18 protein-coding genes are annotated in these 14,812 nt (G+C 26.7%); all 18 read left to right on the top strand.

The genetic code is table 11. The features are described 5' to 3' along the window. The first annotated feature begins 9 nt into the window (after positions 1 to 9). Positions 10 to 570: a hypothetical protein gene (locus ACTG45_RS20510; protein ID WP_021382298.1), complete on the top strand. Its 561-nt coding sequence runs from the start codon at positions 10 to 12 to the stop codon at positions 568 to 570. Between the two features lie 142 nt (positions 571 to 712). Then, on the top strand, positions 713 to 1,624 hold the full coding sequence (locus tag ACTG45_RS20505) for an NUMOD1 domain-containing DNA-binding protein (RefSeq protein WP_021382299.1): 912 nt from the start codon (positions 713 to 715) through the stop codon (positions 1,622 to 1,624). Between the two features lie 213 nt (positions 1,625 to 1,837). Next, a complete protein-coding gene (locus ACTG45_RS20500) occupies positions 1,838 to 2,440 on the top strand; it encodes a sigma-70 family RNA polymerase sigma factor (RefSeq protein WP_021382301.1) in 603 nt (200 codons plus the stop codon). Beyond that, the gene (locus ACTG45_RS20495; protein ID WP_021382302.1) at positions 2,440 to 2,754 is read left to right on the top strand and encodes a hypothetical protein; all 315 of its coding nucleotides are present in this window, start codon (positions 2,440 to 2,442) and stop codon (positions 2,752 to 2,754) included. The genes ACTG45_RS20500 and ACTG45_RS20495 overlap by 1 nt, the downstream gene beginning before the upstream one ends. 35 nt (positions 2,755 to 2,789) lie before the next feature. After that, positions 2,790 to 3,029 (top strand): hypothetical protein, encoded by a 240-nt coding sequence (locus ACTG45_RS20490; RefSeq protein WP_021382303.1) that lies wholly within the window; start codon positions 2,790 to 2,792, stop codon positions 3,027 to 3,029. 13 nt (positions 3,030 to 3,042) lie between these two features. Then, positions 3,043 to 3,300: a hypothetical protein gene (locus ACTG45_RS20485; RefSeq protein WP_021382304.1), complete on the top strand. Its 258-nt coding sequence runs from the start codon at positions 3,043 to 3,045 to the stop codon at positions 3,298 to 3,300. Between the two features lie 15 nt (positions 3,301 to 3,315). Next, positions 3,316 to 3,762, top strand: a complete 447-nt coding sequence (locus ACTG45_RS20480; RefSeq protein ID WP_021382305.1) for a hypothetical protein — start codon at positions 3,316 to 3,318, stop codon at positions 3,760 to 3,762. Positions 3,763 to 3,822: 60 nt separating this feature from the next. Then, a complete protein-coding gene (locus ACTG45_RS20475; protein ID WP_021382306.1) occupies positions 3,823 to 4,155 on the top strand; it encodes a PrgI family mobile element protein in 333 nt (110 codons plus the stop codon). A 21-nt stretch (positions 4,156 to 4,176) separates the two neighbouring features. After that, positions 4,177 to 6,792: a VirB4 family type IV secretion system protein gene (locus ACTG45_RS20470; RefSeq protein WP_102822241.1), complete on the top strand. Its 2,616-nt coding sequence runs from the start codon at positions 4,177 to 4,179 to the stop codon at positions 6,790 to 6,792. A 25-nt stretch (positions 6,793 to 6,817) separates the two neighbouring features. Next, complete coding sequence (locus ACTG45_RS20465; protein WP_102822240.1) at positions 6,818 to 8,812, top strand: hypothetical protein; 1,995 nt, start codon at positions 6,818 to 6,820, stop codon at positions 8,810 to 8,812. 44 nt (positions 8,813 to 8,856) lie between these two features. Then, entirely contained in the window at positions 8,857 to 10,656 is a 1,800-nt protein-coding gene (locus ACTG45_RS20460; RefSeq protein WP_158245589.1) for a C40 family peptidase, read from the top strand. Positions 10,657 to 10,881: 225 nt separating this feature from the next. Then, positions 10,882 to 11,859 (top strand): hypothetical protein, encoded by a 978-nt coding sequence (locus ACTG45_RS20455; protein ID WP_102822238.1) that lies wholly within the window; start codon positions 10,882 to 10,884, stop codon positions 11,857 to 11,859. 39 nt (positions 11,860 to 11,898) lie between these two features. After that, complete coding sequence (locus ACTG45_RS20450; RefSeq protein ID WP_102822237.1) at positions 11,899 to 12,669, top strand: hypothetical protein; 771 nt, start codon at positions 11,899 to 11,901, stop codon at positions 12,667 to 12,669. A gap of 10 nt (positions 12,670 to 12,679) precedes the next feature. Next, positions 12,680 to 12,868 (top strand): hypothetical protein, encoded by a 189-nt coding sequence (locus ACTG45_RS20445; protein WP_102822236.1) that lies wholly within the window; start codon positions 12,680 to 12,682, stop codon positions 12,866 to 12,868. 435 nt (positions 12,869 to 13,303) lie between these two features. After that, a complete protein-coding gene (locus ACTG45_RS20440) occupies positions 13,304 to 13,507 on the top strand; it encodes a hypothetical protein (protein ID WP_021382315.1) in 204 nt (67 codons plus the stop codon). Between the two features lie 305 nt (positions 13,508 to 13,812). Further along, on the top strand, positions 13,813 to 14,208 hold the full coding sequence (locus tag ACTG45_RS20435; protein ID WP_102822235.1) for a hypothetical protein: 396 nt from the start codon (positions 13,813 to 13,815) through the stop codon (positions 14,206 to 14,208). Positions 14,209 to 14,224: 16 nt separating this feature from the next. Further along, positions 14,225 to 14,422, top strand: a complete 198-nt coding sequence (locus ACTG45_RS20430) for a hypothetical protein (protein ID WP_054275995.1) — start codon at positions 14,225 to 14,227, stop codon at positions 14,420 to 14,422. Positions 14,423 to 14,544: 122 nt separating this feature from the next. Beyond that, the gene (locus tag ACTG45_RS20425) at positions 14,545 to 14,811 is read left to right on the top strand and encodes a hypothetical protein (protein WP_102822234.1); all 267 of its coding nucleotides are present in this window, start codon (positions 14,545 to 14,547) and stop codon (positions 14,809 to 14,811) included. Position 14,812: the final 1 nt, after the last annotated feature.

The following is a 14,812-nucleotide window of genomic DNA, read 5'->3' as shown; positions in this document are numbered from 1 at the left end:
GAGAGTATCATGATGAAAACAGCTGACATTCAAAAAAGCACTACAGAAAAGGGCAACTCTAGAAAGAATTCAAATGAGAGGGAAAAGAAAAGATTAGATAATATAAATTTGAAGTCAAACCAAAGGAAATATGAAGATGAAGAAGATTGTAAAGATAAAAATGATGGTATAGCTGAAATGATAAAAGAGACATTTACTATTTGTTCATTTCAAAATGATATATCATATTTTGTTAAAATAAGAGTTGATCGTATAGGATATTATAAAAATATCAGTAAATCAATAGGCATTGAACATACTAATTTATTAAATCCAGAAAATAATATAATAGAAGAACAAAAAAAAATAGTATCTGTATTCAATATTCAAGAAAGATACATAAAATTAAAATTATCATTATCACCAAGATTAAAAGAATTACTTACATACATGGAAGAAATAAAAGAAGAACCACCAGCAAAATATATTTGTTATGAAATGGATATAAGTAGACATAGATTAAAGTCATTACTAACAGAAATCTTTGAACAGATTGATGAAATTTATAAAATTTATTTGGAAATTTCATAAAAAAAAGATAGTTTACTCTATTTATTGCTAGTAAAAGATATATTTTTCACTTTTATAAAATTTTGATTGTTTTTTTTAGTTTTAATATGTGATATTTTATACATAAGGGAAAAGCTATGTCAAAAAATTGGGGAGTATATTTTTGAGAAAAGTAGAAAAAACGGAAAAAACAGAAGTAATTGCATATTATTTGTCAGAATCTAAAAAAAGAAAAGTAAAAATTAGTGAAATGGCAAATAAGTTTAATATAAGTGAAAAAACTATAAACAATTATATTAGAAACTATAAAGTAAGTAAAGAAGAAATAATTAATTATTATATAGAAGAGTCACATCATAGAAGGGTAAAAATTAGTGAAATGGCGAATAAGTTCAATATGAGTGAAAAAACTATAAATAATTACCTTAAAGATATTAAAGTTAAAAAGTCGGAAATAATTAATTACTACATCAAAAAATCTGAATATGGTAAAGTAAGAATTAGTGAGATGGCAAAAAAGTTTAATGTAAGTGAGAAAACAATAAGTAATTATATTAAGGACTATGAACCTAAAATAAAAAGCAAATTATATGATAAAGTTAATATGTTCTTTTTTGAATACAAAATGAGCATATCAGATATCCAAGGTATGTTAAATCTAGATTTTGATACAATAAAAAAGATATTATACAAAAATGAAGAAAAATATAATTCTGAAATACAAAGAAGAAGAGAAGAAAGTCAAAATAGAAAAAAAGAGAGAAATAAAATTTATAAGAAATCAGCTAAATCTTATAATGAAAAAAGAAGTGAAGAAATAGCTATAATGGCTAAATTAGAAAGAGATCAAAAAATTAATGCTATTAATATGTCAGTAAAACAAAGGACTACAAATAGTTCTATCGTGATGATGAACATAAATCATTATGAAGTAAAGGCAAATAAAAATAAAGATATATTTTTAGTTCTTAATAAAGAAACAAAAGAAATGGCTACAAAAGATTTGCCAATTCGGATAAAATTGACTACAGACATGATGGAATATAAAACTTATGAAAAAAATTTTGCAGATTAATTACCTAGTATAATATTAACTGAATGATAGAAATAAAAATAGACACCTTAATAAGTGTCTATTTTTTTGTGAGAATGGAGGTGAAAGATGTGATGAAAAAAAAAGCATGTTATAAAGATATAGACAGCAAAAAATCTAAAAATAAGTTTATCTCCAAGAACAAAAAATTAAATATAGATTTTATTTATGATAGATAAAAATAGAGAACTTATTATGGGATATAAAGCTGGAGATAAAAGCTGTCTTGAAAAACTAATAAGTAATAATCAAAAATATATTTATAAAATGATATCTAAATATACAATTAAGGACTCTTATGTGGAGGACATATTTAATTCAGCAATAATAGGGTTCATAACTGCTATAAATAGATATGATATTAAAAAAGAAGCAAATATCTTAACATATGCGAGAAAGTATATTGAAAGTGAGATATTTGAACAATTTAGGGTTTTAACAGTAGATTGTTATATCCCTAAAAAAAAATATAAAAAAATTGTTAGAAAAAATTCACAAGGAGTTCTAGAAAAAGATAATTGTTTAAAAAAGTCATATAGTTTAATGAACAAATCAATTTGTTCAAATTTAATAAATACTAATGAATTTGATATGAGAATAACTCATTTGGAACTTAAATGGGCCATATCAGAGTTAGATGAGCTTGAAAAAGAAGTAATATTTTATCTTTATATTGAAAAAAAGAATTATAAAGAAATAGAGCAGAAACTAAAAATAAATTTAAATAAAATAAGTTATGTAAGAAAGAAAGCATTGGCCAAGTTAAAAGAGAAGTTAAAACAAAAGGAGGTGGTTTAATGCACAATATAATCCTTTTTCTAACAACTGGACTTAGCAATATTCCTGATGTATCTACAGAGGAAATGACAAATAAAATAAATGGTGCTGTGGGGGAAGTTGATGCACTTGTATCAGGCAGTTTTTACAATATAGCTGTAATTGCTTTTCTTATAGTTCTTGTTATATTTATTTTATGTGCAACAGTGCTTAAATCAAAGTTTGCTGTTAAGGCGGCAGCAAGTATGGGATGTATATTTTTAGCGATAGTTTTATTTTCTATGAGATTCCAAATAATAGGATGGTTCTCTCATATTGGGAAAGGTGGATTATAACTGAAAAAACTAGAAAAAGAGGTATATTTACATAGATGTTAATGGTCAAAGAAGCTAAAAAACTAGTTAAAGATGAAAATGGTGATGTTAAAATAAAAACTATTTTCATTATTGCTAAAAATATAAAATTCTTAGGTTATACTGTAGCACAATTAGTTAATGCAAAACCAAATGAGGTTGTTTTTCTTGATACTAAGCCAAATGAAATGTTTACTAAAGAAAAAGTTATATCAATTTATAAATGTTCTGTAGATGATTTGATTGAAAACATGTAGGGTGGTGATTTAATTGTTAGAAGTAAGAGCTGATGCTTTAAAATTCACAAATTTATTTTTATCAGTTGCTAAAAGCCCAGTTACTGTTATTGCTTTAGTCTTAGCTGTAACTGGTTTATGTTATGCAGGAATTAAATTAATGACTTTGAATAGATCAGATGAAAGAGTAGAAGTATTACAAAATATTAAGTTCACAATAATAGGTGTTATTTTAACAGGTGTATATTTTCCAATGATTGGATACTTGGCGACGCTAATTTTGAAGGGTTAGAAAGGAAGTAATAAAATGACAATAAATAGAATAAAAGAATTATTTTTAAAACAAGATGTCTTACTAGATTCAACAGAGTTAACTGAAAATAAAAATATATTATTTAAACATAAATTTATTCAGTTTGGTGGAGTTATCACAATGTTAACTGGGTTATATTTAGTTAGTAGCAATAGAATTGTAAATCTATTCTTAGTTCCAGGTCTATCTGGGATTCCATCATCTTCAGCAGAATCAATAGGAGATCAAATTATTCCTACAATTCAAAAAATAGCACAAGTAGGTGGTGCTGTTACTGCACTTGTAAGTTTATGCATAGCAGGAATTTCATTAATGGTATCTAAGCGTCAAGAACAAAGACAAGAATCTATGTCTAAGATAATGAATATAGCTGGTGGTATAGCTGTAATAGGATTTGCAGCATCAGCTGTAGGATTCTTAACTGGTTCATTTATGAAGTAAATTAATAAAAGGTTTAAAGCTCATGCTTTAAGCCTTTTATTTTTTGTAAAGGAGGTTTATATGACTAATTTTCAAATACCTTTCGATTTAAGCTTTGAAGATAAAATAATTGGTGGAAAGTTATCTTTACGTCAAGCCATCTGGTTCGCTGTTCCAGTTGGTTTTTTTATGATAATAATACAAAGACCACAACTATTCGTTAATTACTTAGAAAATGGAGTAACAACAATAAATTTTCTAAATATTTTAATGGTATTTTTATTTGAAGCTTTTATGTTGGCGATATCTGGTACATTCAGCTTTGTAAGAATAAATGGATTGTATTTAGATTCATATGTACTACTTAGAGTTAAGTATTTATTTAGAAAAAAAGTAATAAAACATTATGAATAATCTGATGAATAGGAGGTTTCTATGGATTTTAAACAAAAGACAACAACATATGATTTGATAGATCAAAAGACTGTTAAGAAAATGAAACAAGATAAAAAGATAAAGCTCATGGATGAAATTATAGGAATTCAGGAAGTTTTGAACAATACAATAATAAAAAGTAAATATGGTTATTCTGTGATATTAAAAATTTCAACGACTGATGTAGCATTATTGTCTGAAGATGATATAAAACAATTTGAAAATGTACTAATATCATATAGCTTTGGTCTGAATTTTCCTATTAAATATGCTCGTAGTAATAAAAAGCAAGATTTCAAACATTACAAAGAATTTATAGACAAAAAAATGGATAATAATGAATCAAGTGATTTCCTTAAAAAATACAAAGAGGAATTGTACAATGAATTTTCTGCTTTGGAAAATGGAATTTATAGTGATACAAAATATAATTATATATATATTGTAACTCCAAATCATCCCATTCAAGAAAGAGCTTTAAAGGAATTACAAGGAAAAGTAAATTATGTGGTGAGAGCTTTAAATGATACTAACTTCAGAGTATCTACAGTTAAAGGTATTGATATTATAGAATTTTTTCACAACCAATTTAATAAAGGTAAAGATTTTATTGTAGAAGATCTGATAGAGAAAGGTATATTTTCAGAATATGTAGAAGGATTAGGAATTTTAAGAAAAGAACATGAAGATTATAATGATGCGGATATTAGTATTTTATCAGAAGAAGATTTAATAAAAGTAGAGTCAACTGAAAATCTAGCACCAGAAGAAGAAAAAAAGCTCGTAAAAAATAGGAAAAAAGACAAAAAAAAGAAACAGAATAAAAAAGATGAGCAATTTCTAGAAATAGGCAGATTGACTATATATGATATTATAAAACCTAATATTTTTGAAGAAAAGGAAGACTACATAAAGCTTGATAGAAACAATTATATAAGAATGTTGTCTATTCAAGCATTTCCTAAGAATATGAATATAAGTACATTGAATAATTTGTGTTGTATAGAAAATATGGAGTTATTATCAATAGTTAAAAAGCTTGATGAAACTACTCTTAGTAAATCCTTGAAAAATCAATATTCAAAAATAATGTCAAATATAAAACTGGAGTATAAAAGTACTGGAACAGTTGATTATGATAAGAGAGAAGCTGCTAAAAACATAGATAATTTAAGAATGCTAATAGAAACCAATTCAGATAAATTATATCATACTCAAAATCTAATGAAGTTGTGGTCAAATGATCTAGCTGATTTAGAGAATAAGACAAGCATGATAATAGAGGCATGTGAAAAAACTGGAATAATTGTAAAGGTCTTATTTTATGATCAAAGAGATGCATTTTTAACAACTCTTCCATTTAATTCTTTTAACTATATGCAAGATAAAAGGAATATGACTACTGGTGGAACAGCTTGTCTAGTACCAAGTGGATGTACACATCTAAATCATACAGAAGGAAAGTACATTGGAAGAAATGAACAAACAAATTCTACTTTAATTTTAGATAATTTCTTATGTCAGAAAAAGCACATAAAAGAAAGTGAATTATACTCAAATCCTAATCTATATATTTGTGGCAAGCCAGGTTCAGGTAAATCAACATTCATGAAGGTCTTTATGGGTAGAGGAGCGTTACTAGGTGAATGGAACGCAGTGTTTGATATGGAGAATGAATATGAGAAGATAAATAAAAAGTTTGGTGGCAATTATCTTCATATAAAAGCAGGTAGAAAAATCGGAATAAATCCTTTAGAACTATCTGTTGAAGAAGATGAAAATGGAAGAAGAACAGTACCAATCTATGAGAAAATGGTTGAGATAACTAATCTTATAAATAACTTTATAAAACAATATAGAAATGGTAAAGGATTAGTTGGTACAGAAATAACAGGAGTACAAGATGCTATTAAAAAAGTATATTCTGATAGAGGAATAGGTATAGAGCCAGATTCATTGATGGAAAACAATAAAAAGAAAAGGTTACCTATACTTAGTGATTTAAAAGCTACTATGGAAAAAAATAAAAATCTTGATGAAGTATCTGATATTATGCAACTAATAACTGGTGATGGTGTAATGGCTATGTTCGACTGTGAGACAAGTGAAGAAATATCTAGATTCAAACGAAAGAAACTTATTGTTTTTTGTTTGAAACAGCTTGATGAGTTCAGTAAATTTTTCGCTATGACTACAATTTTAAGTTGGTTATGGGGCTTATTTTCAGACTGGAAATATAAAGGAATACAAAAGAATGTATGGATAGATGAAGGTTGGAAATTCGCTCAACATGAAGCTAGTTTGGCTTTACTTGAAGATTTCTCAAGAAGAGGAAGAAAATACTGGATAAGCCTAATTATAAGTACACAGGCAATTGGAGAGTTCTTAACTAAAGAGGCTGGTAAGGCAATAATAAATCTTTGTTCTACAAAAATAATATTCAAACAAGATGCGTCATTAGCAAAAGAAATAACCAAGTTTTTTGGACTTCCAGAACAAGCTCGGAAAAGAATACCTTCATTTTCAAAAGGGCAATGTATACTTGTTACAGAAGTTGGAAACATCTTAGCTCAGATTGATTTATTCAACTTTGAAAAAGAGTTTGCAGAGACTTAAAATATGAAAATGGAGGGTTATTAAAATGAGTGAACAAATTCAAGCTTTAGTTGATATACTGCAATATGCAGGAGTGATACTGATTACAATTAGTTTAGCTATACTCATATATAAGCTAATAATATATAAAAATGACTATGATAAAAGGACTATCTTAATGCAAGGAACAACAAAACTGGTATTAGGGGCTTTAATGCTAGGTCTTATGCTAAGTTTAGCAGGTTTCTTACAAGATATAATTGTAAATATGGGTACAACAGGAGGCTCTGAATTCAAATCATCAGAGCTTAATTTTATTAAAGATCTAGAAGATGAAGATAGTTTCCTTGCAAATGGAATAGCTTTCTTATTAGATTCTATAACTAAATTTATTTTTTCTGGTGATGGATTTATACAAGAAAAATTACTAGGGACAAAGACATTAGAAGAATTAATATTTGCAAAAGATTTAAATATATTTACAAAAGAACAATGGTCACATCTAGTTTTTGGATACGGAATAGTTCAAAAAGTAGCTTATGTCTTACTTATATTAATGGTATTCTTTACAGCTGTAAGAGTTATAAAAGGTTCAGTTGATGAAAGACAAGAGATAGACACAAAGGAAAGTTTACAAAGATGGGTTTTTGTTTGCCTAATAATAGCAGGAGGTCCAGTTTTAGTTAATGGGATAATAGTCTTTTCAAATTTTTTAACATCAATTTTAAATGAGTCTTTTAGCCATGTAACAATGTCTAATTCTATATTAGATGAACTTAAAACTGGAAATGTTTTAACTACAGCGATAATAAAAGTTTATTTCGCTTATTTAACATTGAGAGTAAATATTGTTTTTATGGTTAGAACATGGGTTTTAGGTATTATGTTTGTTTTTACACCTGTTGCTTCTGCCTTATGGGGAATTAACAAGAACATAAATGCATTTGAAATTTGGTTTGGAGAGATATTAAGTAATGCAATAACAGGACTATGTTACTCTATAGTATTTGTAGTATTTTCATTGTTTTTCTCAGCAACTTCATCACTACTATTTATTTTAATAGGTCTTACTTTAACTATAAAATTATCTGATGTCTTAAGAAATTCTGTACAGGGATATTTTGCTAAGTTATCTGGAATAGATGAATATGGAGAAGCTAGGCGATTTACAAAAGGGACTCTAGGAGCAATATCAGGTATGGTAACAGCATTCAAAGCTTCTACAGCAGGAACAGCAGGAACATTGGAAGCTTTAGAAGGTCTTATGGGACATGGTGATAAAGAAGGTAATTTTAATAAAATGGCAAAAATGGCTGATAGAGCAGTAGATGGTGGAATAGGAAATAAATTTAATAGAGGAAATGATCCTGCGGAAGAGCAAAATAGATATGATGCAGATATGGAATCAAGCTATGGTGATATAGGCTTAGATGATAATATAAACTCTCTTGATGATAATAATATAAAACCTTTAGATAATATGGAAAATGAAATACCGAAAGATGATGATTCATTAGAAAAAAATAGTGGTACTAGTGATGATGAGTATAACTTTGGAATGGATAAACTAGATAGCTCAAAAAATGGAGATGAATTGAAGAAGAATATAGAAACTATTCCAGAAAAAGAACCAGATATTGCGTTCAAAAACCCTAGTAACGCTGAAAGAGCTATTCAAGGTATGTTCTTCAATAACTTATCTAAGAAAGACAGTTATGGTAATAAAGATGATGGATTTATATTCTCTGCAATAAATGATAAAAGAAATATGGGGCAAGTAGAGTCAGCTAGAATTGATACAATAAATTCAATAGCTGGAAATATAATGGAGAAACCAGGTAATAATTTAGATATAATACAAGCAACTGGAAAAGCTGAACAAATTTTTGATACAGCTATGTTTAACAGCAGTGTAACTGAACCTGACAAAGAACATTTTTATGAAAATATTTCAAAAGGTGATATAGACAGTGCATCTAAATTTTTAGCAAGTAGCAAGAAGGACAATAGCCTAGATTCTTTACTTAAGGATAGTTTATAGAGTTAATATAGTTAACTTTTTTATTTAAGGGGAGGATGAAAGCTTTGTTTGAAAAGGGATTAGAGTTAGTAAAAGGTATTGCTAAAAATAAATTTAAAAAGCTAATGTTTAAAATAATGGTTCCTTATGGTGCTTTTGTTGTATTAATACTAATATTATTATCTGCAACATTTGAATTATTTACAGGTGATAAAATAACTCCTAATTTATCCTCTGAAGAAACTAAAGAAGTTCAAACTTATATAGATGAAAAAGTAGCACAATACACATCTAAAGACTATTATTTTTTAGATAGCCAACATTTATTAAGAGCTGAACACGTAGAGAAATATTTGCGATTTTTAGTAAGTAATAGTCAGGTATCTTCAAAAAGTAGTGTTGAACAATTAAAGAAAAAAGTTGATGAAATAGTAGACAAAACATTAAAACCTGATTTAAAATATTCAGAAGCTCAAATAATAACAAGACGTTTTTATAAGGAAAAAGTTGGTGAAGGTAATGATGAAAGATATGTAGAAAGGGTTGAGGAAACTGTTGATACAGTATATTTATTAGACTATGCAAATTCAATTTACAATACTAATAAATATACATATGAAATAAAAACAGAAACTACAACAATAGATTCTGATGAAAGAATAGAAATAACAAAGCCAGTTTTAGCTTCACAGGAAGCTGAAGGAGAACCATATGACCATTTTAGAGAAATATTAATTAAAGAAAATCATGTTGGGAAAAATGATGTTGATATGGTTATTGGTATGATTATAAATTCTGGTTCAGATAAAAAATGGAACTGGTTATTTGGAAATACACTTGCACCATATTATGGAGGAGGTCAATGGGGACAGCTTGTAGGGGTTCCAGAAGAATTAGCATCATTCTTTGATGAAGCATCTCAATTAACAGGTCTTCCAAATTGGATATTAGCTGGATTTGCAAAACAAGAGAGTAATTTTAACCCTAATTGTCAGTATGGAGGAGCATATGGAATAATGCAATTTCAAAAATATGATACTGATGGAAGTGATATATGGGCTGAACATATGAGAAAAGGCATGGGTGATTTATTTAAACAAGCAGGATATTCTTTTTCTAGTTCAGAGCAAATGTGGGGTATTTTTTTAAAAGATGCAAGAGCTCAGATAATTGCAGGTGCATTTGAGGCAAGATTCTATTTTAACTATGCTTTATTTAGATTAGAAAGTATGACAGGAATAGCTTGTCCAAATAAAAAGAATTATAATACCAACGAATATGTCAATCAAATAAAGTGGGATAGTGATGAAAATGATCCTAAATTTAAAGACCTTTTGAGAAGAGCATTTGTATTATATAATGTTGGACAAGGAAGGGGTATGTCTGTAAATTTAGATAAAGCTCCTCATGACTATCCAAATAAAGTTTATCATTATGCTATAGAATTTAGAAATACAAGTATATCAGGTGGTTCTAGTTCAGAAAAGGTTAATAGGATTATTTCAATTATGAGAAAGCAACTTGGTAAACCATATTTGTGGGCAGCAGAAGGACCTAATTCTTTTGACTGTAGTGGTCTTATGCTATATTGTTTCAATCAAGCAGGAGTTAAAGGATTGCCTAGAACTTCTAAAGCACAATGTGCAGCATCAACACCTATATCATTTGAACAACTACAACCAGGTGACTTTGTATTTGTACATGAAAAAGGCCAATCTTTAACAAATCCTTGGAATGTGCATCATGTTCAAATGTATATTGGAGGAGGAAAAGTTATAGAAGCTCCAGAATCAGGAAAAGATGTTAGAATAACAGACATGAGAAAAGGGCCTGTGAGTTATGGTAGATTTCCTGGTTTAAAATAAATTGTTGTTTAAAAGGTATTCCAATTATGGGATACCTTTTTTTATTATAAAAAACTGAGGTGATTAATTTATGTTTGTTGCTTTAACAATAGCTATAGCTTTTTTAGGAGTGCTTATTTATGCTTCTGTTTTAAGTACTGAAGTATCTTTGATTCTTGATGAATTGGAAGAAGGAGATATATAAGTAAAGTGAGTAAAATTAATTATAATTTTGGGGGGATTTTAATGAATTTAGCATATAAAATGAATAGTGAAATAAAAAATGAAAACAAAATATCTGGAAAAGATATTATTTATGAACAAATAAAATTAGGCAAAAAAATAATACTAGTAAATACAGAATCTGCGAAATTTAATGATATAAAAGATGTTAGAGTAGTACAAGTTGATAAGAATAAAGAAATAATAAATCCATTGCAAATTTATTCAACAATAAAAGATTTTGATATATTCTCATTTGGCACTCATTTAAAAAAGATACAAAGAATGTATTGTATTTTAGTAAGTGAATACACAGAAGAAGAATTAACTAGTTTAGATATATTACTAACTAAATTTTATGAATATTTTGGAATAGATATAAAAAAGTGTACAAAATATAAAGAAAATGAATACCCTATTTTATCTGATTTTCTAAATTATTTAAAATATATAGAAGGAACACATAGAATGATAAACTGTATGCAATCTCCAAATAAAGAAAAGGTATTTGAAGTATTTAAAGAGTTAAATAGTATTAAAGACATATTAAACATAAGAATAAATGTTATAGATACAATTATTTTGAAACTTAATAAAATAATAGATAATTATGGGCATTTACTAAATATACATTCTAATATAAATCATGTACACAATAATGAATTTATTGCTTTTAATAAATTAAATTTAGTTGATGATGAAAAAATATTAGGTGTTCTATTACTAAATATTCTTACTTTTATTAATGAAAATTATTTGTTTGGAGAAAAAAATGCTGAATACTTAATTGTCTTTGATAATTCAAATGAAATATTTTCTTTTATAAAAACAAGTATAGGAGATATAATAACATCTTATGTTGGAGAAATCTTAAATACAGCTGATCCAAATTTCATAAGTTTTTTATTTATAAAGACTAGGATGTCGGCTTTTTTTAACTTTAAAGATAAATTTTCCCTTATTAGGACACAAAATATAGAAGATTTTTTAGAGCAAAGCTAAACAAGTATTATAAGTAAGCACTTGAAAGGGGATGTTATTTTGCTTGAACCAGAATATGGGAAATATACTTTGCTCAGTTTTATTATGGGCTGTGCTCTAATTTTTGTTACAAAATTTACATTTACTCCAGAAAAATTTAAAATAGTATATTCAATAATAGGAGCTTTACTGTTTTTTTATTCTTTAGCTTCAATTTTATTAGGATTATTACTGGTCAAAATAGATGAAAAAAAGATAAAAGCTATAGAACAAATAAAATGGAAAGTAAATATTGTATTGCACAAAAAAGGCTTAAAAATGACAGATGATATCTATATGTATAATATAAAATATGTGGGCTCAAACTATATATTTTTAAAATTAAATTACTTGCAGAAAGTTAAATTATTTTCAAATATAGATATAGAAAAAGAAGTAAATTATATATTAGAAAAAGTTGAATATCATTTTAAACACAATGTTGTAGAATTAGACTATAGAAGATTATGTGAATACTCACTTGAAGAAATTTACGAAAATAGTATTGAATTTTTTTGTGATGAAGAGGGAGCTTATGAGGCATTAATAAATATATATAATGAGACAATTTTATCATTGAAGGATTCTAAAAGCTTTGGAAACAGCACTATCTTAAATGAAAATGACTTACTTGATAAAGAGGATTTGATTACTTTCTTGATAGATAATAAAAATATAAAAATTATTATTTCTAAATTGTATTGTGCAGAAACTATGAATGCATTGTATTTTAAGATAATAGAAAAAATATTATCAGAAGAGTTTTCTAAAGTACGAAATATTTATTTATAAGGAGTCTAATATGAAAGATTGTATTATAGTAGTTGCTTCAATTATATTTGGTATTACCTTATATTTGATAGATTCAAAAACATTTCATGAAGCAGGAGATTTATTAGTTGTGGCTATATCTGAAATAGATATAAAAAGAATAGTAATGCCTTTTATGATCATTATTCTTTTACATATTCAAATAAAAAATTTAAATTAAAAATAAAGTAATAAAAACATAGATAAGGTATTTTTCAATACTGAAACCCAATAATAGAGATAGTGTTTAGCAAAGGCAACATCAATTACACTTGATTTGTTTTAGATTTATGTTTTTTCAATCTAAAATAAGTTTAATTATCAAGCATCCATTTGGGGTGTTTTTTAATTTTGATACATTTGCATTTATATTGAAGGGAGAATAATTATGAACCTTAAAAAAAGAATTCTATAAATTTTGTATCTAAAGAAATGGATAGTATTATATATAAATCAAAGGGATATATTTCAGAGAATATTAAAGACATAAAGAAAGGTAGCTCCTATAAGTGGTTTAAGAAAGTTTTTATTTTTATATCAAACAGATAGCTGACTTATAGTTATATTATCATTTTATTAAAAAATAAAATTATAAATTATTGGAGGAATATAAATCATGAATGATGATGAAAAAACAGTTAAAGAAAATACATCTAAAAAGCATAGTATAATTGATTATATAAAAGTTGCTATTCTATTAATCTTTCTTATGATTTTACCAGTACTAACAGATCCTAAATCATTTGCTAACATTGTTGGGGTGCAAATTTTTGTGATATTAGTTTTAATAATAAATATAGTGATGAAGAATGATAGATAAAATATAAGTTATAAAAACACATATGCAAATATACATGAATATGAAAGTGAGACTATATATGACATCTAGTAATAGATGTCATATACAGGTTCATTTTTTGGTTTTTCATAACAAATTGAGGTGGCTTAAAGCCATCTCACCCCTATATTTTACACATTGAAAAAGTATCTATATTAAGAGCTTTTTTATTTGAATAAAAAAACTTAGCTAAATATTAATGAAGGAAGATAGAATACCTATCTTCCTTTTTACTTTATAGATAAGAATTTGTATATACAAGATATTAGTATGTAGGGGGGATTATGGTGGAAATAAAAAAAGATGAGTCTGATTATAAAACTATTAAAGAAAAAGTTGTTTGTGAACAAAAGAGTATATTTCAAATACTGAGCAGTATAGGTACAAAGATCAAGGAACGTATAGAATATTTTTGGATAGATTTTTTGGATTTTATTAAACCTGTTTTTTTTTCAGCATTGGCTGTGTTTCTATGTTTAGTACTTCTTTGCATAAATAAAATTATGGATAAACGAGCAACTTTTCTTAGGGATGATAGAGACATCATAAACAATATGGTAGTAAACTTAGCACATACTGCTTGTTCGTTTTTTGAGGGAATATTAGGGTTTTTATTATGTTTGGCAGCTGTACTTACATTTATAACATTAATTTTGTGTATAGTTAAGAAAATTTTAGATTGAAAAAGGTGAGATTTATATGAAAGATAAAAAGAAAAATATTGATTTAAGTAAGGACAAAAAGAAGAGGTGTTTGTCAGAACGTCAGAGAGCAATTATTGGATGTATAATAATTTTATTTTTAATTTTACTAGGACCTTTACTGGGAAGAAAAGCAATAGAATACACATCTCCCATTATACAAGAAAAAATAATAGAAATGTTTGAAAAATCTTAAGAGTACTTAGCTAATTCATGATTTGTATGAAGTAAATTTCTTTACAACAAGTATATGTGTTAATAAAAGCATTTTCTAGAGATGCTTTTTTATATATATTTTAAAACTTAAGGAGGATAGACATGGAGAATTTATTATTTCAAAAAGAAAAAAGAAAACAAAGAAATACTTTTTTAGAATCCTATATAGGACAAAAAATAATGTGTATAGAAAGACATCTAAAAGAAGTATTAAATAATGAATCTGGTATGGATGAAAATGTATCTAAGGCTATTTGGGTAGTTATTGCAGTGTTTTTAGGTGGACTGATGTTAGCTTGGGCAACTGGAGCGTTACAAGATGTTATTTTACCAAAAGCACAATCTACAATTGTAAATATGTTTGGATAGG

Source organism: Clostridioides sp. LIBA-7602 (genome assembly GCF_056688945.1).
The sequence above is the reverse complement of the archived record's forward strand: the minus strand, read 5'-3'. Positions and strand labels throughout refer to the sequence as shown.